18 protein-coding genes are annotated in these 21,491 nt (G+C 67.9%); 11 read left to right on the top strand and 7 right to left on the bottom strand.

Annotation, left to right across the window (positions count from 1 at the left end; all coding sequences use genetic code 11):
• Nucleotides 1–18 precede the first annotated feature (18 nt).
• Complete coding sequence (locus ASC87_RS05280; protein WP_056657797.1) at nt 19–954, bottom strand: LysR substrate-binding domain-containing protein; 936 nt, start codon at nt 952–954, stop codon at nt 19–21.
• A 142-nt stretch (nt 955–1,096) separates the two neighbouring features.
• On the opposite strand from ASC87_RS05280, the gene ASC87_RS05275 reads away from it, so the two are divergent.
• The 3 genes from ASC87_RS05275 (at nt 1,097) to ASC87_RS05265 (ending at nt 5,400) form a co-directional block, all read left to right on the top strand.
• The gene (locus ASC87_RS05275; protein WP_056657795.1) at nt 1,097–2,074 is read left to right on the top strand and encodes a tripartite tricarboxylate transporter substrate binding protein; all 978 of its coding nucleotides are present in this window, start codon (nt 1,097–1,099) and stop codon (nt 2,072–2,074) included.
• A gap of 308 nt (nt 2,075–2,382) precedes the next feature.
• A complete protein-coding gene (locus ASC87_RS05270; protein ID WP_162255132.1) occupies nt 2,383–4,182 on the top strand; it encodes a polysaccharide lyase family 1 protein in 1,800 nt (599 codons plus the stop codon).
• A gap of 66 nt (nt 4,183–4,248) precedes the next feature.
• Nucleotides 4,249–5,400, top strand: a complete 1,152-nt coding sequence (locus tag ASC87_RS05265; protein ID WP_056657789.1) for a polysaccharide lyase family 1 protein — start codon at nt 4,249–4,251, stop codon at nt 5,398–5,400.
• A 115-nt stretch (nt 5,401–5,515) separates the two neighbouring features.
• Here ASC87_RS05265 and ASC87_RS05260 read toward each other — a convergent pair whose 3' ends face one another.
• A complete protein-coding gene (locus ASC87_RS05260; protein WP_056657785.1) occupies nt 5,516–6,607 on the bottom strand; it encodes a tartrate dehydrogenase in 1,092 nt (363 codons plus the stop codon).
• A gap of 224 nt (nt 6,608–6,831) precedes the next feature.
• Between ASC87_RS05260 and ASC87_RS05255 the strand changes: the two genes are divergently transcribed.
• Together ASC87_RS05255 and ASC87_RS05250 are read left to right on the top strand one after the other, a co-directional pair.
• The gene (locus tag ASC87_RS05255) at nt 6,832–7,311 is read left to right on the top strand and encodes a VOC family protein (RefSeq protein ID WP_056657782.1); all 480 of its coding nucleotides are present in this window, start codon (nt 6,832–6,834) and stop codon (nt 7,309–7,311) included.
• 91 nt (nt 7,312–7,402) lie between these two features.
• Complete coding sequence (locus ASC87_RS05250; protein WP_056657779.1) at nt 7,403–8,704, top strand: hypothetical protein; 1,302 nt, start codon at nt 7,403–7,405, stop codon at nt 8,702–8,704.
• Nucleotides 8,705–8,723: 19 nt separating this feature from the next.
• On the opposite strand, the gene ASC87_RS05245 is transcribed toward ASC87_RS05250, so the two are convergent.
• The 3 genes from ASC87_RS05245 to ASC87_RS05235 form a co-directional block, all read right to left on the bottom strand.
• On the bottom strand, nt 8,724–9,323 hold the full coding sequence (locus ASC87_RS05245; protein ID WP_056657776.1) for a YdeI family protein: 600 nt from the start codon (nt 9,321–9,323) through the stop codon (nt 8,724–8,726).
• 90 nt (nt 9,324–9,413) lie between these two features.
• Entirely contained in the window at nt 9,414–10,160 is a 747-nt protein-coding gene (locus ASC87_RS05240) for a sulfite exporter TauE/SafE family protein (RefSeq protein WP_056657773.1), read from the bottom strand.
• Complete coding sequence (locus tag ASC87_RS05235; RefSeq protein ID WP_056657770.1) at nt 10,157–11,479, bottom strand: MgtC/SapB family protein; 1,323 nt, start codon at nt 11,477–11,479, stop codon at nt 10,157–10,159. Before ASC87_RS05235 ends, ASC87_RS05240 begins: the two co-directional genes overlap by 4 nt.
• Before the next feature lie 197 nt (nt 11,480–11,676).
• Between ASC87_RS05235 and putA the strand changes: the two genes are divergently transcribed.
• The 6 genes from putA to ASC87_RS05205 all read left to right on the top strand — a co-directional run bounded on the left by putA (nt 11,677) and on the right by ASC87_RS05205 (nt 20,398).
• A complete protein-coding gene (gene putA, locus ASC87_RS05230) occupies nt 11,677–15,489 on the top strand; it encodes a trifunctional transcriptional regulator/proline dehydrogenase/L-glutamate gamma-semialdehyde dehydrogenase (protein ID WP_056657768.1) in 3,813 nt (1,270 codons plus the stop codon).
• A 96-nt stretch (nt 15,490–15,585) separates the two neighbouring features.
• Nucleotides 15,586–16,710 (top strand): branched-chain amino acid ABC transporter substrate-binding protein, encoded by a 1,125-nt coding sequence (locus ASC87_RS05225; protein ID WP_235582064.1) that lies wholly within the window; start codon nt 15,586–15,588, stop codon nt 16,708–16,710.
• 55 nt (nt 16,711–16,765) lie between these two features.
• Nucleotides 16,766–17,695, top strand: a complete 930-nt coding sequence (locus ASC87_RS05220) for a branched-chain amino acid ABC transporter permease (RefSeq protein ID WP_056657762.1) — start codon at nt 16,766–16,768, stop codon at nt 17,693–17,695.
• Complete coding sequence (locus ASC87_RS05215) at nt 17,692–18,846, top strand: ABC transporter ATP-binding protein (protein ID WP_056657759.1); 1,155 nt, start codon at nt 17,692–17,694, stop codon at nt 18,844–18,846. Before ASC87_RS05220 ends, ASC87_RS05215 begins: the two co-directional genes overlap by 4 nt.
• Complete coding sequence (locus ASC87_RS05210) at nt 18,843–19,655, top strand: ABC transporter ATP-binding protein (protein ID WP_056657756.1); 813 nt, start codon at nt 18,843–18,845, stop codon at nt 19,653–19,655. The genes ASC87_RS05215 and ASC87_RS05210 overlap by 4 nt, the downstream gene beginning before the upstream one ends.
• Nucleotides 19,652–20,398 carry an ABC transporter ATP-binding protein gene (locus tag ASC87_RS05205; RefSeq protein ID WP_056657754.1) on the top strand — a complete coding sequence of 249 codons (747 nt, stop codon included), beginning with the start codon at nt 19,652–19,654 and terminating at the stop codon, nt 20,396–20,398. Before ASC87_RS05210 ends, ASC87_RS05205 begins: the two co-directional genes overlap by 4 nt.
• Here the strand turns inward: ASC87_RS05205 and ASC87_RS05200 are convergent.
• Both ASC87_RS05200 and ASC87_RS05195 read right to left on the bottom strand, forming a co-directional pair.
• Nucleotides 20,374–20,589 carry a hypothetical protein gene (locus ASC87_RS05200; RefSeq protein WP_056657750.1) on the bottom strand — a complete coding sequence of 72 codons (216 nt, stop codon included), beginning with the start codon at nt 20,587–20,589 and terminating at the stop codon, nt 20,374–20,376. The genes ASC87_RS05205 and ASC87_RS05200 overlap by 25 nt on opposite strands.
• Before the next feature lie 410 nt (nt 20,590–20,999).
• On the bottom strand, nt 21,000–21,482 hold the full coding sequence (locus ASC87_RS05195) for a GreA/GreB family elongation factor (RefSeq protein ID WP_056657748.1): 483 nt from the start codon (nt 21,480–21,482) through the stop codon (nt 21,000–21,002).
• Between the last annotated feature and the right edge of the window lie 9 nt (nt 21,483–21,491).

The raw sequence follows: 21,491 nt of genomic DNA, 5'->3' as shown, positions 1-21,491 counted from the left end.
AGCGGCCGGCCCAGGCCTTCAAGGCTCATGGTCCGCACTGACCTTCGCGAACGCCAGCTCCACGAACTTCACGAAGGCACGGACACGCGGTGAGAGCTGGTGGCGCTGCGCGTAGATGGCGTAGATGTCGGCATCGGGCGTCTTGTAGTGGGGCAACACCTCCACCAACCGGCCGCTCCTCAGGTAGCGCCGCACGTCCCACTCCGCACGCATCAGGATCCCGTGGCCTTCCAGCGCCCACTTGACCGCGATCTCGCCGTCGTTCGTGGACAGGCTGCCCCGGGTCTTGATGGACTCGGTGCGCTGGTTGGCTCCCCGCCGGCTGGTGAGCTTCCACACGCCAAAGCTTTCGTCGCCCTGGCGAATGCCGATGCAGTTGTGCCGGGTCAGGTCGGACGGTGACTTGGGTGTGCCGTGCTCGGCCAGGTAGCCGGGGGACGCACACAGCAGCCGCCTGTTGCCGGCCAGGCGCCGCGCGACGACGCGGGCGTCGGGCGGCTCTCCGAACCGGATGCAGACGTCGTACGCGTCGTCGCTCAACGGCGGCGGATTCACGGACAACTGCAGCTGCACCTCGACCTGCGGGTTCTCGCGCGCGAAGCGGGACACCACGGGCGCCACGTAGCTGCGCCCGAACCCGAGCGTGGCGTTGACCCGCAGCAGGCCGGTGGGTTGCCCCTTGGCGCTGCCCAGCAGCTGCTCCATCTCGTCGATCTCGGAGAGGATGCGGCGCGCATGCATCAGGTACAGCTCGCCTTCCGGCGTGAGGTTCATGCGCCGGGTGGTGCGGACCACCAGGGCCACCCCCAGGCGCGCCTCCATGTTGGTCAGGCGCTTGCTGATGGCGGCGGTGGTGAGGCCCATTTCGCGGGCCGCGGCACTGAGGCTGCCGGCGGCCGACAGCGTAGAGAAGAACCCTAGCTCGGAGGGTTGGGCGCCTGGGGAAACGAGCATGCGCTGTTGAAATCAAGTTAAGGGTGAGTTGACTCTAGGCTTGGTCGTCGACCCTGTCCACTCTCTAGAGTTGACTCGTCATCCGCTGCAGTCGCGGGTGGTACGCCGACGAATCGAGTCGGCGCCAACTGTGGAGAATCCCATGCGACCGATTCCATTCCCACGCGCCGTGCTGGCCGCGTGCAGCCTCACCGTCCTGCTGGCCAGCCAGGCCATGGCCCAGGCCTACCCCACGAAACCGGTGACCCTCATCGTGCCGTTCCCGCCCGGCGGCACCACCGACGTGCTGGCCCGCGCCCTGGGCGAAAAGCTCGGGCAGTCACTGGGCCAGACCGTCATCGTGGAGAACAAGCCCGGCGCCGGCGCCACCCTCGGCGCCGACTACGTGGTCAAGGCGAAACCCGATGGCTACACGCTGCTCATGGGTGCGGTGCACCACACCATCGCCACGAGCGTCTACCGCAAGCTCCCGTACAGCTTCGACAAGGACCTGGCGCCCATCACCACCGTCGCGCTGGTGCCCAACGTGCTGGTCGTCAGTGAAACCACGAAGGCCACCGACATGAAGTCACTGGTGGCCCTCGCGAAGGCGGCCTCCCCGAAGTTCACGTACGGCTCCAACGGCAACGGCACCGCGCAGCACCTGATCGGAACCCAGTTCAGCGCGCTCACCGGGACGGAGTTGCTGCACATCCCGTACCGGGGCAGCGGCCCGCTCACGACCGACCTGATCGGTGGCCAGGTCATGATGTCGTTCGACACCATCACGCCGGTGCTCCCGCACGTCAAGGCCGGCAAGCTGCGCGCGCTGGGCGTGACGACGGCGAAGCGGTCCTCCGCCCTCCCCGACGTGCCTACCCTGGACGAGCAGGGACTCAAGGGCTTCGACATGGGGACGTGGTTCGGCGTCCTCGCCCCGGCCGCAACGCCCAAGGACGTCGTCGCGAAGCTGAGCACCGAGATGATGAAGATCATCGCATCACCCGATTTCCGCAAGCGCATGAACGAGATCGGCGCCGAACCGATCGGGGACACACCTGCGCAGATGGCGCAACTGATCAAGACGGACACCGAGCGCTATGCACGACTGGTCAAGTCAGCGAACGTGACGCTGGACTGACACACCGGCACCCTGTCGAACGCCACGTCATGACATGTGCCCGGGGCCGGCGCTTCACAGCGCGCGGCCCCGGTGCCATTGGGTCGAAGCGGGCAGGCACAGGCCGGTGTCCGGCCTGAACGAAGCCTGCCTGGGCGAGTCCGTGCACGAGGTGCGACAACCTCTTGAAACACACGGTCATCGATCCGTCATTTCGGGAGCGGCACGGATGCCTAGCATCCGCCGGAAGCAAGCAGGCCCGGATCGGCTGTGGCACCACCAGGACGGCGGTGCTGTTCGCCATGCACCGGCCTATTCCAATGCACAACATGCCCACACTTCCCTTCACTCGACGCGCCTCGTGGGCGGTGGTCGCTGCCGTGGCCGCCGTCGTTGCGGCGTGCGGCGGCTCGGACAACGACGTGTCGTCCACCCCTTCGCCGTCGCCCAGGGCCGTGCCCTTGTCGCTCGGCGCCGATGGCTGGGCCACGGTAGCCGACGGCGGTGGTGTCTTCGCGGTCACCGGCGGCGCCGCGGCGGATGCCGGACACACCTTCATCGTCACCAACCGGGCGGAACTGGTTGCCGCGCTGTACGGCCCAGGTGTCGACCCCTCCACGGCAACCCCGGACAACACCCCCAAGCTGATCTATGTGAAGGGTTCGATCGACCTCAACGTCGACGACAGCAACCAGCCCCTGGCCGAAGCGGACTTCATGAAATCGTGCGAGACGAGCTACACGTCGTACGCCACGTTCATCGCGGACTACAAGCTCGCCTATGACCCCAACCTCTGGGTCAAGCAGTCGCTGGATACCGACAACAAGCCGCCCGCCTTGCCCATGACGGCGACCGATGGATCGCTCACGCTCGAGGGCCAGCGCCGGTGTTTCCAGCGTGCACAGGCCAAGCGCGCCGTCCTGGTCGTGGGTTCCAACACCTCGGTGCTGGGCCTGGGCCCGGATGCACGGCTGCTGCACGCCAGCCTGCGGCTGGGCGACGCGGCGGCTTCGAGCAACAAGGACGCGGCCGGCTACACCATCCTGTCGAAGAACGTGAAGGCGAACAACATCGTCATCCGCAACATCGCCTTCGAAGACGCCTACGACATGTTCCCGTCCTGGGATCCCAAGGATTCGTTCAGCATCACCCCGGCCGAGTTCGGCACCGGCAAGTGCGCCAAGGCCTACGACGCGGCCGCCGACACCGGCCCGCATCAGTGCGCCAGCCGCAAGGGGGGCCGCTGGAACTCCGAGTACGACATGATCTCGATGCTCAACGCCACGAACGTCTGGATCGACCACAACACGTTCAGCGACGGCAGCCGGCCCGACGACCTCGACCCGCCCGTGCCCACGTGGGCCGCGCCATTCAACGAGCACGAGCAGAAGGTCCAGCATCATGACGGCGCCGTCGACATCACGATGTTCACCGACCGCGTGACGGTGTCGTACAACCACTTCAAGGATCACGACAAGACCAACCTGCTGGGCGGCAGCGACACCGCCACCCGCTACAGCGACGGCACGAGCGTCGTCGCCAGCACCGGGCCCGACAAGCTGTCGGTCACGATGCACCACAACTTCTTCGAGAACACCGTGCAGCGGCAACCGCGGGTGCGCTTCGGCAAGGTGCATGTCTACAACAACGCCTACAGCGGCCGGCTCGCACCGAAGGATGAAACGAAGACGGGCCCGGCCTATCCGTGGCAGGCCGCGTGGGGCATCGGCACAGCCTCGAAGTACTACCTCGAGAACAACGTGCTCGACGTCACCGTGGGCGATCCGGCCGACGCGATGCCCGATGCAGCCAAGCTGGCCTTCGGCAACGCCGTGTCCTCGTCCACCGGCAACCGCGACAAGTGCACCGCTGCAGCCCCCGGCGCGGCGTACCCGGCCGCCGATTGCGATACCTACTTCTTCGAAACCGGCACGTTGCTCAACGGCACCCTGGTCGCCGAGGGCAGCCTGCTGGCCGCCGCACAGCTCAAGGGCACGGGCAGCAACGTGCGCCCGAAACTGCTGGATGCGAGCTACTGGGTGCCGAGCTCGAGCTACGCGTATCAAGCGCAGCCGGTCGACACGGTCAAGGCCGACGTGCTGGCGAAGGCCGGAGCCGGGAAGCTCTGACTGCCGGCGCCATCCCCGTTGACCCCCAGGATCCCCTCTCCCTCCCACCACCGCAAGAAGTCCATCATGAACCGTCCTCGATTCCTCTTCGCCCTGTCAGCGCTCGCCTTCGCGGGGGCAGCCCTGGCCGACAACAGCACCGACGTTGCACCCAAGGATGGCTGGGCCAGCCAGGGCGGTGGCACCACCGGCGGTTCGGCGGCCTCGTCGAAGTACATCTCGAAGGTCAGCTCGGCTTCTCAGTTGGAGTCCGCACTGTCCCTCGGCGGCACCAACCCGAAGATCATCAAGATCTACGGCACCATCGACATGGCCTCGGCTGACAACGGCGGCGCGTTCACCGACCACGACGACCAGGCGGCCCGCGGCCTCATCGTGGTTCCGAGCAACACCACGTTGATCGGTGCCAGCGCCGATGCCAAGATCGTCAATGCGTCGATCAGCATCAAGAAGGTCGAGAACGTGATCCTCCGCAACCTGACGATCGTGTCACCTTGCGATGTCGAACCGGTGTGGAGCTCGAGCGAAGGCCGTTGGAACTCGGAGTTCGATTCCGTCGTGATCTACAGTTCCAAACGCGTCTGGGTCGATCACAACAAGTTCACCGATGCACCGCTGACCGATGACCAGCTGCCGGTCGAGAATGGCCAGGTCAAGCAATGCCACGACGGCGCACTCGACATCATCCACGCCAGCGACTACATCACGGTCTCGAACAACACGTTCGACCAGCACGACAAGAACAACCTGATCGGTTCGTCGGACACCAGCAAGGATGAAGAAGGCCACCTGACCGTGACCTTCCACCACAACCTGTTCACCAAGGTGATGGAGCGTGCCCCGCGCGTGCGCTATGGCAAGGTTCACATCTACAACAACTACTATTCGGGCAGCAAGTCCGACTCGCCGTACAAGCACAACTACAGCGTGGGCGTGGGCTACAAGTCGCAGATCCTGTCGACGAACAACGCGTTCGACATCACCGGGGCCAAGACCTGCGCCGACGTGGTGAAGAACCCCGGCTCCTCCAAGTTGACCGGTAGCATCGCGGACAGCGGCTCGCTGCTCAACGGCACCGATCTCGCGCTGTCGACCAAATGCAGCTTCGCCAAGGCGAGCTGGACGATTCCGTACACCGGCTACCCCCTCGACAACGCCGCGAACGTGAAAAGCAAAGTCACGGCCAATGCCGGCGTGGGCAAGCTGACGGTCAACTGACGGGAGGCAGGAACCGCCGCCCCGGGCTGACAGGCAGCCACCTCCGCGGTGGAGGCGGTGCCGCCCAGGGTCCGGGGAGGAGCCCTCGCGGGCCCCTCGGATCAAACCTGCGCGCTCAGGCGGCGCGGCGGCCGCTGGCGGTGCCGGCCAGGCTGGCGCACACGGCGGCGGTCACCTGTTCGGTGGTGGCGGTGCCACCCAGGTCGCGCGTGTGCAGCGACGGGTCGGCCGTGACGGCCTCGATGGCCTTCATCACCTGGGCCGCGGCGGCGGTCTCGCCCAGGTGTTCGAGCAGCATGACCACCGACCAGAACGTGCCCACCGGGTTGGCGAGGCCCTTGCCCATGATGTCGAACGCCGACCCGTGGATGGGTTCGAACATCGACGGGTAGCGCCGTTCCGGATCGATGTTCCCGGTGGGTGCGATGCCCAGGCTGCCCGCGAGCGCCGCGGCCAGGTCGCTCAGGATGTCGGCGTGCAGGTTGGTGGCCACGATCGTGTCGAGCGTGGCCGGCTTGTTGACCATGCGGGCCGTGGCGGCGTCGACGAGTTCCTTGTCCCACGCCACGTCCGGGAACTCGCGCGACACCTGCAGCGCGATCTCGTCCCACATCACCATCGCATGGCGTTGCGCGTTGCTCTTCGTGATGACCGTGAGCTGCTTGCGCGGCCGGGACTGGGCAAGCTTGAACGCGAAGCGCAGGATGCGCTCGACGCCTACCCGGGTCATGATCGACACGTCGGTGGCGGCCTCGATGGGATGTCCCTGGTGAACACGGCCGCCCACCCCCGAGTACTCGCCTTCCGAGTTCTCGCGCACGATGACCCAGTTCAGGTCTTCCGCGCTGCAACGCTTCAGCGGACCATCGATGCCCGGGAGAATGCGGGTGGGCCGGACGTTCGCGTACTGGTCGAAGCCCTGGCAGATCTTCAGGCGCAGGCCCCACAGCGTGATGTGGTCGGGGATGTGCGGGTCACCGGCCGACCCGAACAGGATCGCGTCCTTCCCGCGCAGCGCGTCGAGCCCATCGTCCGGCATCATCACGCCGTGCTCGCGGAACCAGTCGCCGCCCCAGCCGAAGTTCTCGAACTCGAACGCGAACTGCTGGCCGGCCGCGCTCAGCGCCTCCAGCACCTTCTGCCCGGCCGGAACCACTTCCTTGCCGATGCCGTCACCCGGGATGGTGGCAATGCGATACGTCTTCATCAGTCTCTCCTGCGTCGATGCGGCATGCCGCGATGAAGAGACTTTAAGAACCTGCAGCGCGTGCAACTCGCGCACGATTTCAAGGCATCGTTAACTTCGGTTCAACAGCGGGTTTCCGCTCGCCGGGCGTCGGCGTCATGGGCACAGGGTTTCCATCTAGACGCCTGCCATGGGGGTACCCCACGGGTACGATGCACGTCCCGGTCATGAGCAGGAGAACGAACGTGATCCCCAAGAACACCCTCTGCCTCTGGTACGACGGCACCGCCCTGGACGCCGCACAGTTCTATGCCAAGACATTCCCGGACAGCGCGGTGGGCGCGGTCCATCGCGCGCCCGGCGACTTCCCCGCCGGCAAGCAGGGCGACGTGCTGGTCGTCCATTTCACCGTGGCCGGCATTCCGTGCATCGGCATGAACGGCGGCCCGGGCATGAAACACAGCGAGGCGTTTTCGTTCCAGATCGCCACCGACGACCAGGAGGAAACCGACCGCTTGTGGAACGCGATCGTCGGCAACGGCGGCCAGGAAAGTGCATGCGGCTGGTGCAAGGACAAATGGGGCTTGTCGTGGCAGATCACGCCCCGCGTGCTGACGGCAGCGTTCACCGACCCTGATCGCGCGGTGGCCAAACGCGCATTCGAGGCGATGATGAAGATGACGAAGATCGACATCGCCGCGATCGAAGCGGCCCGCCGGGGCTGACAAACCGGAACTTCTGCCGGAAGTCGCCACCTCGCCTTCCGTTGAGGGCCACCCTTGTTGTTAAGGTGGCGGCCTCAACTGGAGACCCTCGATGGCATCTACACAGCAGGAAACGATCAGCGTCCCCGCATCCCCGGCGGACGGCCGGGCCACCGTCGACGCGGCGCTCGCGGCCGCCGCGGCCAAGCTGGCGCGCCTCGCCCAACTCGACCCGCTGCTGATCGACGTCTCGCTCCGTGAACCCTGCTTCGCCTCGCCGCTGGGCCACACGCTGCAGGACAAGCTGGCGTTGCTGTCGCTGGCCGAGGCGTTCGGCATCCAGGACCGGATCGTTGCGACGCTGGACTACCAGTACCCCGACCAGGCCCAGGTCGAGGACCAGTTCTGCCTCCACCTGCGCAACACGGGCTACGACTTCCGGCGCTCCTTTGCGGCATCGTCGCTCGGCTCGTTCACCGGCGGGTCGTTCGTGCCCCACACGAGCATGGTCAAGCTGGTGGAGTACACGATTCCCAACACGCTGCACGAATTCGTGTTGTTGCCGGATGCGGGCCCCCGGCCGTCGCTGGCCGCGATCACGGGCAGCATCGCCTGGTTGCGGCAGAACCTGCCTGCCGTAGACGGCGCGCCGGGCCGGATCTACGTCAACGTGCTGGACCTGGTGGACGGGTTCCTGGTGGACCCCGATTGGGCGTGCGAGGTGCTCACGCTCCTGGCCCAGGCACCGGTGGACGGCATCTCGTTCGAGGACGACCGCGGCACCTTCTTCCCGTTCCAGGTGGGGGCGACGGTCTCGGCAGCCAAGGCGCTGCTGCGGCCCGACCAACTCGTGCTGTTCCATGCGCACACGGGCAACGGCATGGAAAACGCTTCGGTCATCGAGGCGCTGTTGAACGGCGCCGCCGGGTATTGGGGCGGCCTGACGCGCACGTCGTCCACCATCGGCCATGCGAGCCTGGCCGATCTCATCGCCAACCTGATGCGTGCCGGGAATCCACAGATGAGCGCCCGATACCGCGTGGAGCGGCTGCTGCCGGTGTGCGACGCGATGCACCGCATCAACATCGGCGAGCCCGCCCCGGACGATTGGCCGATCACCGGCCACAACGCCTACCGCGAGGTGCTCTCGGACTTCCGCCAGCGGGCCGGGCGCCCGAATGACCTGCCGCCGCAGTCCATCGGCGGCACGTACCAGTTCCGCATCGCCCCGGTGGGCAGCGACGTGCCGGTGGTGGTGGGCCGGGTGAAGGAAGCGCTGGACCTCGACATCGGGGCCGACGTGGCGCAGCGGATGATCCTGCTGATGCGCAGCGACCTGATGGCCGGCGTGCGCATCCACTACGACGAGCCGCCGCAGCTGCGCGAGCTGTACCTCCGCGCCACACGCCCTTGAACGGCGCGGGCGGGGCGGCCTACCGCGCCTTCTGCGGGTAGATCGTCTCGCCGCGCTTGAGCATCTCCACGAAGGTCTCGATCTTCTTCTTGCGGCCCGCCTCGGTCTTCATGGTGTGCACGCGCAGGGCGAGCGCGAAGCGGTTCTGCGCGGTGAGCTTGCCCAGCATCTGCCGGGCCTTGGGCTCGGCATCGATGGCGGCCTGCAGGTCGTCGGGGATCTGCATCGCCTTGCCGCTGCCGTAGGCACGGTCCCAGCGGCCGTCGGCCTTGGCGGCGTCGACTTGCCTGAGGCCGTGCGGGGTCATCCGGCCGGCCTCGATCAGCCGCGCCACGTTGCCCACGTTGATCTTGCTCCAGATGCTGCCCTTGCGCCGCTGCGTGTAACGCTGCAGGTAGCTCGTGTCGTCGAACGCCTTGCGCACCGCGTCGATCCATCCCCAGCAGAGCACGACGTCGATGGCCTGCTTCGGCGTGATCGATGGCAAGCCCGAGCCCACCTTGTAGATCTTGATCCAGACCTCCTCCTCCCGGTCGTGGTGCCGGGCGAGCCAGTCGTGGAAACCTTGCTCGTCGGCGAATTCGTGAACCTTCGCGGGGTCGACGGTGACCGGTGCCATGGGCGGGGCTTCCTTTTCCAGGTGGATCGGCTTCGAGCCTGCGACTTTACTTGCTGCATCGCCGAGCGGCGCCCGGCTGGCCTGCGAGGTTCACCGGGCCAACCCGTCCCAGAGCAGCTTCACGCCGGTCAGGAACATGCCGGTGTACGCGAGCCGGTAGAACCAGGTGGGCCGGATGCGGCGTGCCAGCCACACCCCCGCCCACACGCCCACCGGCGCGAGCGGCATCAGCGCGAGCGACGTGGTGACGTTGCGCGCATCGATCAGGCCGAGCCACGCGTACGGGATCCACTTCGACAGGTTCACCGCGCCGAAAAAAACGGCCATGGTGGCCGTGTACGTGAGCTGCGGCAGCCGCAGCGGCAGCACGTACGCATTGATGGGCGGGCCGCCCGCGTGGGCCACGAAACTGGTGAATCCGGACGCGATGCCCAACGCGAACCCGAGCGGCGGCGAATGGCGGGGCACATCGCTGCGCGGCGGGAACAACAGGCGCTGGGCCAGGAACAGCAGGGTCAACCCACCCACCACCGCCGCCACCGTGTGCTGCGACAGCACACCGAAGAGGAACGCGCCCACCAGCGTGCCGAGCAGCCCGGCCGGCAGCAGGAGCTTGAGCAGCGCCGGGTCGCGTTCACGCCAGAGCTGCTGGATGCCCACGGCGTCCATGACGAGCAGCAGCGGCAGCATCACCGCGGCGGCCTGCGGCACGGGGATCGCAAGGGCCATCAGCGGCGTGGCGAGTGAACCGAAGCCGCTGGCAAAACCGCTCTTGCTCAAGCCCATCAACAGCACGGCCGGCACGGCCACCGCGTAGAACCACGGGTCGCTGATCATCGGAGCACACGTTCCTCGAGTTGCGGGATCCACCGCGACACCCACGGTTGGACCGTGCCCCAGGCCAGCAGGCCCACCACACCCGCCAACGCCACACAAGCCATCGCCACGGTAAGCCGGCGCACCAGCTCCGGGCTGCCCGACCGCATGACGAACGACAGGCTGAAGGCGATGCTGGTGAACGAGGCCAGCACGGCCCCGGTGCCGGCCACTGCCGGCGACAGGGAACCCTGTGACGCCAGCGTGGCCGCGGCGGCCACGGCGCTGGCGCTCGACATCAACCCGCCCACGATGCTGACGAAGTAGAAGCCCACCTCGCCGAACTCGCGTTGGGTGAGGCCGCCCACGATGTGCAACACCAGGAACACGAGCCCGTATTTCAGCGCCTGCGGCAGCGAAAACGGCAGCTCCAGCTTGATCTCGGTCGCCTCCTCCGGGCGTCCCGGCCCCCGCCGGAAGCTCCACAACACGATCGCCGCACTCGCCACCCCCATCAGCACGAAGGCCGCGAGCGAACCGAGGAGTGCCAGCGGCGCGAGGATGAGCAGCAGCAGCGCGTTGCGGGCCACCATGGCCGCGGTGGCGAGCAGGATGCCGCGGTAGGCCGATGCCGTGCCGGCCCCGTTGCTGGCCTTCACGCGCGAGGCCAGTTCGATCACGGTGAAGTTGCTGTTCACGAGGCCGCCGAGGAATCCCGACAGTTCGGTGCCCCGTGCGCCGTACACCTTCCACAGGATGTAGTTCACGAACCCGATGCCCGAGATGAGGATGACCGTGACCCACGCGGCACGCGGCTCGATCAGCTTCCACGGACCCACCGCGCCCACGGGCAGCGCGGGGTAGATGACGATGGCGAGGATGGCCAGCAGCAGCGCCGAGCGCATCTCGCCCTCGGTGAGGCCGGTGGAGAAACCCGCCAGGCGCTCCTTCCACGCGAGCAGCGCGGTGGCGATCACCATCACCGCGGCCGGCGAGATGGTGTGGCCCAGCCCGCACAACACACCGGCCATGCAGGTGACCAGCATCGCGGCCGACGTGGTGAGTTCGGTGCCCTGCCCGGCGCGCAGCGTCTGCACGTTCAGCAGCACCGCGAGCATGCCCACCAGCGCGAGGATCATCAACGCGAACCCGTCGCCGAGCAGCCCGCCCATCGCCCCCAGCAGCGACACGAACCCGAAGGTGCGCAGCCCGGCCTCCTTGCCACGCCGCTCGCGCTCCAGCCCGATCAGCAGCCCGAGCGCGAGGCTCAGTGCGAGCCGCAGCAGCGTCTGTTGATAGGGCCACTCGGCATGCGGCAGCACCGCGATGGAATCGGGCATCGGTTCGGGGTCGTGTGAGGAGCCCGTCAGTGTAGGCCGTCGAAGCCAAACAGCGGCTGGCACGTCTGGCGCCCAAGGTTGCACCCAGGTGTCGCGCAAGGTTGCACCTTCAGGGTTTCACCTGAAGCCAAAAAGGTTGCACCTGCGAGATAGTCGGCACCTGGCACATCCCAGGCACCGGTCACGACAGCAACCTCATGGGCACGACAACGTTGGGCATCAAGGTAGACGACGCGTTTCGCAACCGCTTGCGCGCGGCCGCGAACACGCTGGGCCGCACGCCCCACTGGTTCATCAAGCAAGCGGTGCTGGCCTGGATCGAGAAGGTGGAGAACGGCGTGCTCACGCTTCCCCTGTCCGCGTCGGGCGAGGCCCCTGGCGACGACGCCGAGGCGGCGGTGGGAGAGAGCCAGGCGGCGCCCCGGCCGTTCCTCGAGTTCGCACAATCGGTGGCGCCGCAGTCCGTGCTGCGCTCGTCGATCACGGCCGCCTACCGGCGCCCGGAAACCGAGTGCATGCCGGCGCTGCTCGGGGCGGCGCGGCTCAAGCCCGCACAGCGCGAGTCCGCGCAGGCGATGGCCGCCCAACTGGTGCAGGCCATCCGCGCCAAGCGCAGCCGCCAGGGCGGGGTGGAGGGGCTGCTGCAGGAGTTCTCGCTGTCCAGCCAGGAAGGCGTGGCATTGATGTGCCTGGCCGAGGCGCTGCTGCGCATCCCCGATCGCGCGACACGCGACGCGCTCATCCGAGACAAGATCAGCCGGGGCGACTGGAATGCCCACATCGGGCAATCTCCGTCCCTGTTCGTCAACGCCACCACCTGGGGCCTGATGCTCACCGGCAAGCTGGTCGGCACCAGCAGCGAGAAGTCGATGTCCTCGGCGCTCACCCGCATGATCGGGCGGGGCGGGGAACCGCTGGTCCGCAAGGGCGTGGACATCGCGATGCGGGTGCTGGGAGAACAGTTCGTCACCGGCGAGACCATCTCCGAGGCGCTCGCCAACAGCCGCAAGTTCGAGGGGCGCGGGTTCCGCTATTCCTACGACATGCTGGGCGAGGCGGCCACCACCGCCGACGATGCCGCCCGCTACCACGGGCTCTACGAGCAGGCGATCCACGCCATCGGCAAGGCGAGCGCGGGCCGGGGCATCTACGAGGGCCCCGGCATCTCGGTGAAGCTGTCGGCCCTGCACCCCCGGTATGCACGCGCCCAGATGGAGCGTGTGATGGGCGAACTGCTGCCGCGCCTGCGGGCGCTGGCGTTGCTGGCCCGCCGCTACGACATCGGCCTGAACATCGACGCGGAGGAGGCCGACCGCCTCGAGATCTCGCTCGACCTGCTCGAAGCGCTGTGCCTGGACCCTGCGTTCGAAGGCTGGGACGGCATCGGCTTCGTGGTGCAGGCCTACCAGAAGCGCGCGCCCGGCGTGATCGACCACCTGGTGGACCTGGCGCGCCGCACCCGGCGCCGCATCATGGTGCGCCTCGTCAAGGGGGCCTACTGGGACAGCGAGATCAAGCGCGCGCAGCTCGACGGGCTGGAGGGCTACCCGGTCTTCACCCGCAAGGTGCACACCGACGTCTCGTACATCGCGTGCGCGCGCCGGCTGCTCGCGGCACCGCAGGCCGTGTACCCGCAGTTCGCCACGCACAACGCCTACACGCTGGCCGCCATCTACCAGATGGCGGGCAAGAGCTACTACCCCGGCCAGTACGAGTTCCAGTGCCTGCACGGCATGGGCGAACCGCTCTACGAGGAGGTCGTGGGGGCGGTGGCCGACGGCAAGCTCAACCGGCCCTGCCGCGTCTACGCGCCGGTGGGCACCCATGAGACGCTGCTGGCCTACCTCGTCCGGCGCCTGCTCGAGAATGGCGCCAACACGTCCTTCGTGAACCTGATCGCCGACCCGAAGGTGAGCGTGGAGACCTTGGTGAACGATCCGGTGGAAGCGGCCGAGCGCCTCGTCCCGGTCGGGTCGCCCCACCCGAGCATCGGGCTGCCACTCGACCTGTTCCGCGGGGCCACGGGCGCGGGCCGCGCCAACTCGGCCGGGCTCGACCTGACGAACGAGCACCGCCTGGCCTCGCTGTCGGCGGCGCTGCTGCACAGCGCTGCAACACCGTGGCGTGCCGCGCCCGCGCTGGACGGCGCGGCCACCTGGGACGACACAAGGGCCCGGCCGCTGCGCAACCCGGCCGACCACCGTGACATCGTGGGCCAGGTGATCGAGGCCGACGAGGCCGACGTGGCGCGCGCAGTGGCCGCTGCCGTGCAGGCCGCCCCCATCTGGCAATCCACACCGGTGTCCGAGCGGGCGCGCTGCCTGGTGCGGGCCGCGGATGCGCTCGAGGCGCAGATGCAGCCGCTCCTGGGCCTGCTGGTGCGCGAGGCCGGCAAGTCGCTGCCGAACGCGATCGCCGAAGTGCGCGAGGCGGTGGACTTCCTGCGCTACTACGCCGAGCAGGCCGAGGGACTGCTGTCGAACGACACGCACCGCCCGCTGGGCCCGGTGCTGTGCATCAGCCCCTGGAATTTTCCGTTGGCGATCTTCACGGGCCAGGTGGCCGCCGCCTTGGCAGCGGGCAACACGGTGCTGGCCAAGCCGGCGGAGCAGACACCGCTGGTGGCCGCCCAGGCCGTGCAGCTGCTGCACGCGGCGGGTGTCCCTGCCGGCGCGCTGCAGCTCCTGCCGGGCCGGGGAGAGACGGTGGGCGCCGCGTGCGTGGCCGATCCCCGGGTGCGAGGCGTGATGTTCACCGGCTCGACGGACGTGGCGCGCGTGATCGCCCGCACGCTGGCGGGGCGCCTCGACGACCGCGGCCAGCCCGTCCCCCTCGTGGCCGAAACGGGCGGGCAGAACGCCATGGTGGTGGATTCGTCGGCCTTGCCCGAGCAAGTGATCAACGACGTGCTGCAGTCCGCGTTCGATTCGGCCGGCCAGCGCTGCTCCGCGCTGCGGCTGCTGTGCCTGCAGGAGGACATCGCCGAGCGCACGTTGACCATGCTGCGCGGGGCCCTGAAGGAACTGAACGTGGCGCCCACCGACGAGCTGTCGGCGGACGTGGGCCCCGTGATCGACGCGGACGCGCGCGACGGCATCCTGCGCCACATCGAGGGCCTGCGCGCCGCGGGCCGGCGCGTGGACCAGCTGCCGCTCTCCGCCGCGTGCGCCCACGGCACGTTCGTTCCGCCCACGCTGATCGAACTCGCCCGCGTGGACGAACTGCAGCGCGAGGTGTTCGGCCCGGTGCTGCACGTGGTGCGTTACCGCCGAGACGAGCTGGACGCGTTGATCGATGCCATCAACGCCACCGGCTACGGCCTCACGTTCGGCATCCACACCCGCATCGACGAGACCATCGCCCGCATCCTGCCCCGCGTCCGCGCGGGCAATGTCTACATCAACCGGAACATGGTCGGCGCCGTGGTGGGCGTGCAGCCTTTCGGAGGCGAGGGGTTGTCGGGCACCGGCCCGAAGGCGGGCGGGCCGCTGTACCTGCATCGCCTGTTGGCGGTAGCGCCGCCACCCGCCGTGGCACTCGACGCGGCCGTGACGTTGCCGGGCCCCACCGGGGAGCGCAACACCTACAGCCTGGCACCCCGCGGCACCGTGCTGTGCATCGCCGCCACGGCTGCCGGCGCGCAGGCCCAATGGGACGCGGCCCGCGCCACCGGCAACCGCGTGACGTGGCAAGACACACCCGCCGTCCGGGCCTGGCTCGCGTCGCCGCCGGGCAAGCCCGCCACAGACACCTCCGTGCTGTCCGGCGAGGCAGTCGAGGACGCGGCGGTGGACGCCGTGCTGTTCGAGGGCGACAGTGACGCGCTGCGCGACCTCAACCAGCGGCTCGCCCGCCGCGACGGCCCCATCCTGCTGCCACAAGGCCTGTCGTCCGAAGACATCGCGAGCGGTCGAGGCCGCTACGCCCTGGAGCGCCTCGTCCTGGAGCGCTCGCTCAGCATCAACACTGCCGCCGCAGGAGGCAATGCGTCGCTGATGACCATCGGCTGACGTCTCCTCATCGCCGGCCCCTGCCCGGCTCCACCACTTTTTTTTGGAATGAGTGACACCATGAAGATGCACAGAAGAAGCCTGCTCGCAAGCGCCATGGTCGGAGCCGCGGCCTGGGCTGTATCCGCACCGGCGATGGCCCAGACGGTGGACATCAAGTTCGGTTTCGCCGCCCCGATGACCGGACCGCAGTCGCACTACGGCGAAGAAATGCAGAACGGCATCCTGCTGGCACTTGCCGAGGCCAACGCGAAAAAGATCAAGGTGGGCGGCAAGGTGGCCAACTTCACGCTGGTCACGCGCGACGACCAGGCCGACCCGCGCATCGGCGTGCAGGTGGCGCAACAGCTCGTCGATGCCGGCATCAGCGGCATGCTGGGCCATTTCAATTCGGGCACCACCATCCCGGCCTCGCGCCTCTACAACGAAGCGGGCGTGCCCCAGATCGCCATGGCCACGGCGCCCGAGTACACCCGGCAGGGGTACAACACGGCGTTCCGGATGATGACGAGCGACACCCAGCAGGGTGCGGCCGTCGGCGGTTTCATGGTGAAGAACCTCAAGGCGAAGAAGGTCGCCATCGTCGACGACCGCACCGCCTACGGCCAGGGCCTGGCCGACCAGGTGGAAAAGGCCGTCAAGGCCGGCGGGGGACAGGTGGCGCGCCGCGAGTACACGACGGACAAGGCCACGGACTTCGCGTCCATCCTGACCAACGTGCGCACCGCCGGTGCCGATGCACTCTTCTACGCCGGCACCGATGCGCAATCGGGGCCGCTCAAGCGCCAGATGAAGCAGCTGGGCCTGACCATGCCGCTGCTGTCCGGCGAAATGACGCGCAGCGACACGTTCCTGCGCCTGGCCGCCGACGCCGCGGAAGGCACGTATGCCTCGCTGGCCGGCGTGCCCCTGGAGACCCTGCCCGGCGGCAAGGCGTTCCAGGCGGCCTACAAGGCCCAGTTCAAGAAAGACTCGGGCGTGTACTCGCCGTACGCCTACGACGGCGCCTGGAACATGATCCACGCCATCGAGCAGGCCGGCTCGGCTGATCCGGCGAAGTACTTGCCCAAGCTCGCGAAGCTGCAGCGCAAGGGCCTCACGAGCAACAGCATCGCGTACGACGACGCGGGCGACCTGAAGGAAGTGGCCGTGACGATCTACCAGGTCAAGGGCGGCAAGTGGGTGCAGGCCGAGACGGTGGTGGGCCAGGCCGGCAAGTAAACGCGTCGCCGGGGCGCGTGGCGCGCGGCCCGGCCCGCGCATTCGAAAGCAATCGATGGAAAAACTGGTTCAGCAGCTGGTGAACGGGGTGACGCTGGGCAGCGTGTACGCCCTCGTGGCCTTGGGCTACACCATGGTGTACGGCATCGTGGGCTTGATCAACTTCGCGCATGGCGAGGTGGTGATGATCGGCGCGATGGTAGCGACGATGGTGGCCACCGCGCTGTTGGTGCAGTCGCCCGAGATGGCGCCGCTCGTGGTGCTTGCGCTGAGCTTGCTGGTGGCCGCCCCCGTCTGCATGGGCGTGGGGTGGACGGCCGAGCGGGTCGCCTACCGGCCGCTGCGCAAGGCGCCGCGCCTGTCGGCGCTGATCACGGCCATCGGGGTGTCCATCATCCTCCAGAACGGGGCGATGATGATCTGGGGCCGCGGCCACCTCAATTTTCCCCGGCTGTTCGAACCGCAGGTGTACGCCTGGGGGGCCGTGCGCGTCGACAGCGTGCAGGTCGCCATCGTGCTGATCGCCGCGGTCATCATGGCGCTGCTGCTCGCGCTGGTTCACCGCACGAACCTCGGCATCGCCATGCGGGCCACGGCCCAGAACCGCGAGGTGGCGGGCCTGATGGGCATCAACATCGACACCGTGATCGCCGCCGCGTTCCTGATCGGCTCGGCGCTGGCCGCCGTGGCCGGGTTGATGGTGGCGGTGCAGTACAGCCTCGTCAATTACTACATGGGTTTTCTCCTCGGCCTGAAGGCCTTCACCGCCGCCGTGCTGGGCGGGATCGGCAACCTCGGCGGGGCGATGCTGGGCGGGCTGCTGCTCGGCATCATCGAGGCCATGGCGTCCGGCTACAGCGGTGACCTCACCGGCGGCGTGCTGGGCAGCCACTACCAGGACGTGTTCGCCTTCGTGGTCCTCGTGCTGGTGCTGATCTTCCGGCCGTCGGGCCTCGTGGGCCAGCGTTCGGGAGATCGCGCATGAACGGGCAGGCCTCTCCCGAGGTCGACGGGCCCCGCCGCTTCCTCGCGTCCCGGCGGGCCAGCCTCGTGGGGCTGGTGCTCGTCGGCGTGGCGTTGATGTTCCTGCCGTACGTGCTGGGCCTCGGCGGTGGCCAGGGCTGGGTGCGCCTCGTCAACTTCGCGCTGCTGTACGTGATGCTGGCGCTGGGCCTGAACATCGTGGTGGGCTTCGCCGGCCTGCTCGACCTCGGGTACATCGCGTTCTATGCGGTGGGTGCCTACACGTGGGCGTTGCTGGCGTCGCCCCACTTCGGCCTGCACCTGCCGTTCTGGGTGATCCTGCCCGCCGGCGTGGCGGTGGCCTGCCTCTTCGGCGTGCTGCTCGGGGCGCCCACGCTGAAGCTGCGCGGCGACTACCTCGCCATCGTGACACTCGGCTTCGGCGAGATCGTCCGCATCTTCATGACGAACCTGAATGCGCCCGTCAACATCACGAACGGGCCGCAGGGCATCAACCGCATCGACCCGCTGACCATCGGCAGCTTCTCGTTCGCCAAGACCGAGTCGTTCCAGTTCGACTTCTTCGGCCTGCTCGCCGAGCCGGTGTCGTGGCGGCTGACCGGGCCGGACAAGTACTACTACCTGCTGGTGGTGCTGGCCCTCGTGATCATGGCGCTGTGCATCCGCCTGCAGACGTCGCGCGTGGGCCGGGCGTGGGAGGCCGTGCGCGAGGACGAAGTGGCCGCCAATGCCATGGGCATCAACACCCGCAACATCAAGCTCATGGCCTTCGCCATGGGCGCCTCGTTCGGTGGGCTGGCTGGTGGCCTGTTTGCCTCGATGCAGCGCTACATCAGCCCTGAAAGCTTCAGCCTGCTCGAGTCGGTCTCGGTGCTCTGCATGGTGGTGCTGGGCGGCATGGGCCACGTGCCTGGTGTCGTCTTCGGCGCCATCCTGCTGGCGGTATTCCCCGAGGTGCTTCGCCACCTGGTGGTGCCGCTGCAGGAGGCCGTGTTCGGCGCCGTGGTGCTCGACCCGGAAGCCATCCGGATGATGCTGTTCGGCATCGCGATGGTCGCCGTGATGCTGTGGCGCCCGGAGGGCCTGTGGCCCTCCCCCGTGAGAAAGCGCGAGCTGGCCGCGCTCGAAGAGGATGGGGGGAGCAAGGCATGAGCACGGCACCGGCACTCCTCGATGCGCGCGGGTTGGGCAAGCGGTTCGGCGGGCTGCAGGCCTTGTCGGACGTGACGTTCAGCATCCGCAAGGGCGAGATCTACGGCTTGATCGGCCCCAATGGCGCTGGCAAGACCACCCTCTTCAACGTGCTGACGAACCTCTACACCCCGGAAGACGGAGAGATCCTGTTCGACCAGCGCCCGCTGCGCGGCCTCAAGCCGTGCGACATCGCGGCGCGGGGCCTCGCCCGCACGTTCCAGAACATCCGCCTGTTCGGCAGCATGACGGCGCTCGAGAACGTGATGATCGGCCGGCACGTGCGGACGTCGACCGGCATCTGGGGCGGCATGTTGAAGACGCCGGCGGCCCGCGCGGAGGAACGCGACATCGCGGCGCGCGCGATGAAACTGCTGAACTACGTGGGCATCGGCCGCCGCGCCAACGAGCAGGCGCGCTCGCTGCCGTACGGGGACCAGCGCCGGCTCGAAATCGCCCGCGCGCTGGCCACCGACCCCCTGCTGCTGGCGCTGGACGAACCGGCGGCCGGCATGAACGCCACGGAGACGGCCGCGCTCAGCCAGTTGATCCGCACCATCCGCGACGACGGCGTGACGGTGCTGCTGATCGAACACGACATGAAACTGGTGATGGGGCTGTGCGACCGCCTCCTGGTGCTCGAATACGGCAAGGTGATTGCGGAGGGGGTGCCGGCCGACGTGCAACGCCACCCGGCGGTGATCGAAGCCTACCTCGGCGCCGGGGCCGCCGACGGCGCCCACACCGCCCCCCAGGGAACCGCCCCATGACCACTCCATCCCAAGACGCCGGCCCGCCGCTGCTGCAACTGCGCGACCTGCATGTCGCCTATGGCGGCATCAAGGCCGTGCGCGGCGCGAACCTCACCGTGCGCGAGGGCGAGCTGGTCTGCCTGATCGGCACCAATGGCGCCGGCAAAAGCACGACGCTGCGCGCCATCTGCGGCCAGGTGCCGGTGGCTGGCGGCGAGGTCACCTATGCCGGGCGGTCCATCGCCGGCAAGCGGCCGTTCGAGCTGGTGCGCGAACACCTCGTGATGGTTCCCGAAGGGCGCGGCATCTTCGGGCAGCTGTCCATCGAGGAGAACCTCGTGGTCGGCGCCTACACCCGCAAGGACAAGGTGCAGATCGGCCGCGACATCGAACGCGTGTTCTCCCTGTTCCCCCGGCTCGCCGAGCGGCGCGGCCAGGTGGCCGGCACCCTGTCGGGTGGCGAGCAGCAGATGCTGGCGATGGGGCGCGCGATGCTCTCCAAGCCGCGCCTGCTGCTGCTGGACGAACCCTCGATGGGCCTTGCGCCGCTCATGGTGGAGAAGGTGTTCGAGCTGGTGCGCACCATCGCGTCAGAAGGCGTGACCATCCTGCTGATCGAGCAGAACGCGCGGCTGGCGCTGGAGGTGAGCCAGCGCGGCTACGTGATGGAGTCGGGCGCCATCACGCTCGAGGGCCCCGCGGCCCAGCTGCTGCACGATCCGAAGGTGCGCGCGGCTTACCTGGGCGAGGCCGCGGCTTGAGCTGATGGTCGGAGCCCGTAGTCCGAGTCGGGGCCCACGATCAGTGCGTGGTCCACCCCATGCGCGTCGAGCACGTGGCCGAGCTGCCGGGCCGTGGCGACCTCACCGCCGGCCGGGCGGTAGAACGTGTCGGCCCCATAAGGGAAACGGGCGGGATCGAAGACGTGGGCGTGGCAGTCGATGATCGGCATCGGGGGGACTGTACTCCGGCCTCTTGCTGGCCGCTGGGCGGCATGGTCGACGCTCATCGCCCTGTTTTGATCTCTTCAGGTCACAGTGTTGAACTGAGGCTGAATGCTGCGCGGCGTGGAGGTCACGGTTTCGATTCGTGTTGATCGAGGCGTGCATTTCAGCGAGCTTGGCGGGAATGCCCCCTTGCAGCCGCTCGCGGCGTCCAGCTCAGCGACAGCAGTGCAGCGGTTGCTGCCGGTGATGTCGGCCCCCTGAGTTCACGGCCACACAGCGGTCATTCATGCGCCAGTGACATCTCGGACCCAGTGGCCGGTTTCAACGTACTGCTGACCTTGCCAGCCAGCCGGTACGTTCATGACGCTTGAACGTCTGCTGACCTCGGCCAATTCGACATGAACTTGCTGGCCGCTTAATGAACCCGCAGTACCTCAAACTGCTGTCGGATTGGAGCGACCTGTATCGACACCTCGTCACCCTCGCATTTACCCAGCATGGCCCTGCCCAAAGGGGCTTCGCTGCTGATGACCTGAACGAGCTGAGCGCCGCTGACCAACTTCATGCTGCCCCCATCCGGGCCGAGAAAGATCTGTTGCTGCTTGTCGTCGGAATCGACTAAGCAGACCAGCGCGCCGAGCTGTATACCTTTGCTGGCGTCGTAGGGGCGCGGGCGGAATTGGCGCCAATTAGCCATCGCCTGGCGGATGGCTTCGGCGCGACGAGCTTGGCCGATGGCCAGGTAGGCGGCTTCGAGTCCCAATGTGTCGTACTTGTTTTCGGCGATGTTTTCTTCGTGAGTCGCCGTTTCATGGGCCGCCCGCACTGCCTGTTCGGCTTGCAGCAGGTCTTCGGCGAGCCGTTCCAGCACCTGCTGCTGCAGCAAGAATTTATCCATGACGAAAGG

This window comes from Rhizobacter sp. Root1221 (genome assembly GCF_001425785.1).
In the GTDB taxonomy this organism is placed as follows: Bacteria; Pseudomonadota; Gammaproteobacteria; order Burkholderiales; family Burkholderiaceae_C; genus Rhizobacter.
The sequence above is the reverse complement of the archived record's forward strand: the minus strand, read 5'-3'. Positions and strand labels throughout refer to the sequence as shown.

Coding starts and splice junctions, on each gene's coding strand:
- putA (WP_056657768.1), top strand. CDS start 11,677: ATGGGCACGACAACGTTGGGCATCAAGGTAGACGACGCGTTTCGCAAC.
- ASC87_RS05220 (WP_056657762.1), top strand. CDS start 16,766: ATGGAAAAACTGGTTCAGCAGCTGGTGAACGGGGTGACGCTGGGCAGC.
- ASC87_RS05210 (WP_056657756.1), top strand. CDS start 18,843: ATGAGCACGGCACCGGCACTCCTCGATGCGCGCGGGTTGGGCAAGCGG.
- ASC87_RS05270 (WP_162255132.1), top strand. CDS start 2,383: ATGCCCACACTTCCCTTCACTCGACGCGCCTCGTGGGCGGTGGTCGCT.
- ASC87_RS05240 (WP_056657773.1), bottom strand. CDS start 10,160: ATGATCAGCGACCCGTGGTTCTACGCGGTGGCCGTGCCGGCCGTGCTG.
- ASC87_RS05215 (WP_056657759.1), top strand. CDS start 17,692: ATGAACGGGCAGGCCTCTCCCGAGGTCGACGGGCCCCGCCGCTTCCTC.
- ASC87_RS05260 (WP_056657785.1), bottom strand. CDS start 6,607: ATGAAGACGTATCGCATTGCCACCATCCCGGGTGACGGCATCGGCAAG.
- ASC87_RS05195 (WP_056657748.1), bottom strand. CDS start 21,482: ATGGATAAATTCTTGCTGCAGCAGCAGGTGCTGGAACGGCTCGCCGAA.
- ASC87_RS05280 (WP_056657797.1), bottom strand. CDS start 954: ATGCTCGTTTCCCCAGGCGCCCAACCCTCCGAGCTAGGGTTCTTCTCT.
- ASC87_RS05250 (WP_056657779.1), top strand. CDS start 7,403: ATGGCATCTACACAGCAGGAAACGATCAGCGTCCCCGCATCCCCGGCG.
- ASC87_RS05200 (WP_056657750.1), bottom strand. CDS start 20,589: ATGCCGATCATCGACTGCCACGCCCACGTCTTCGATCCCGCCCGTTTC.
- ASC87_RS05205 (WP_056657754.1), top strand. CDS start 19,652: ATGACCACTCCATCCCAAGACGCCGGCCCGCCGCTGCTGCAACTGCGC.
- ASC87_RS05225 (WP_235582064.1), top strand. CDS start 15,586: ATGGTCGGAGCCGCGGCCTGGGCTGTATCCGCACCGGCGATGGCCCAG.
- ASC87_RS05265 (WP_056657789.1), top strand. CDS start 4,249: ATGAACCGTCCTCGATTCCTCTTCGCCCTGTCAGCGCTCGCCTTCGCG.
- ASC87_RS05275 (WP_056657795.1), top strand. CDS start 1,097: ATGCGACCGATTCCATTCCCACGCGCCGTGCTGGCCGCGTGCAGCCTC.
- ASC87_RS05245 (WP_056657776.1), bottom strand. CDS start 9,323: ATGGCACCGGTCACCGTCGACCCCGCGAAGGTTCACGAATTCGCCGAC.
- ASC87_RS05235 (WP_056657770.1), bottom strand. CDS start 11,479: ATGCCCGATTCCATCGCGGTGCTGCCGCATGCCGAGTGGCCCTATCAA.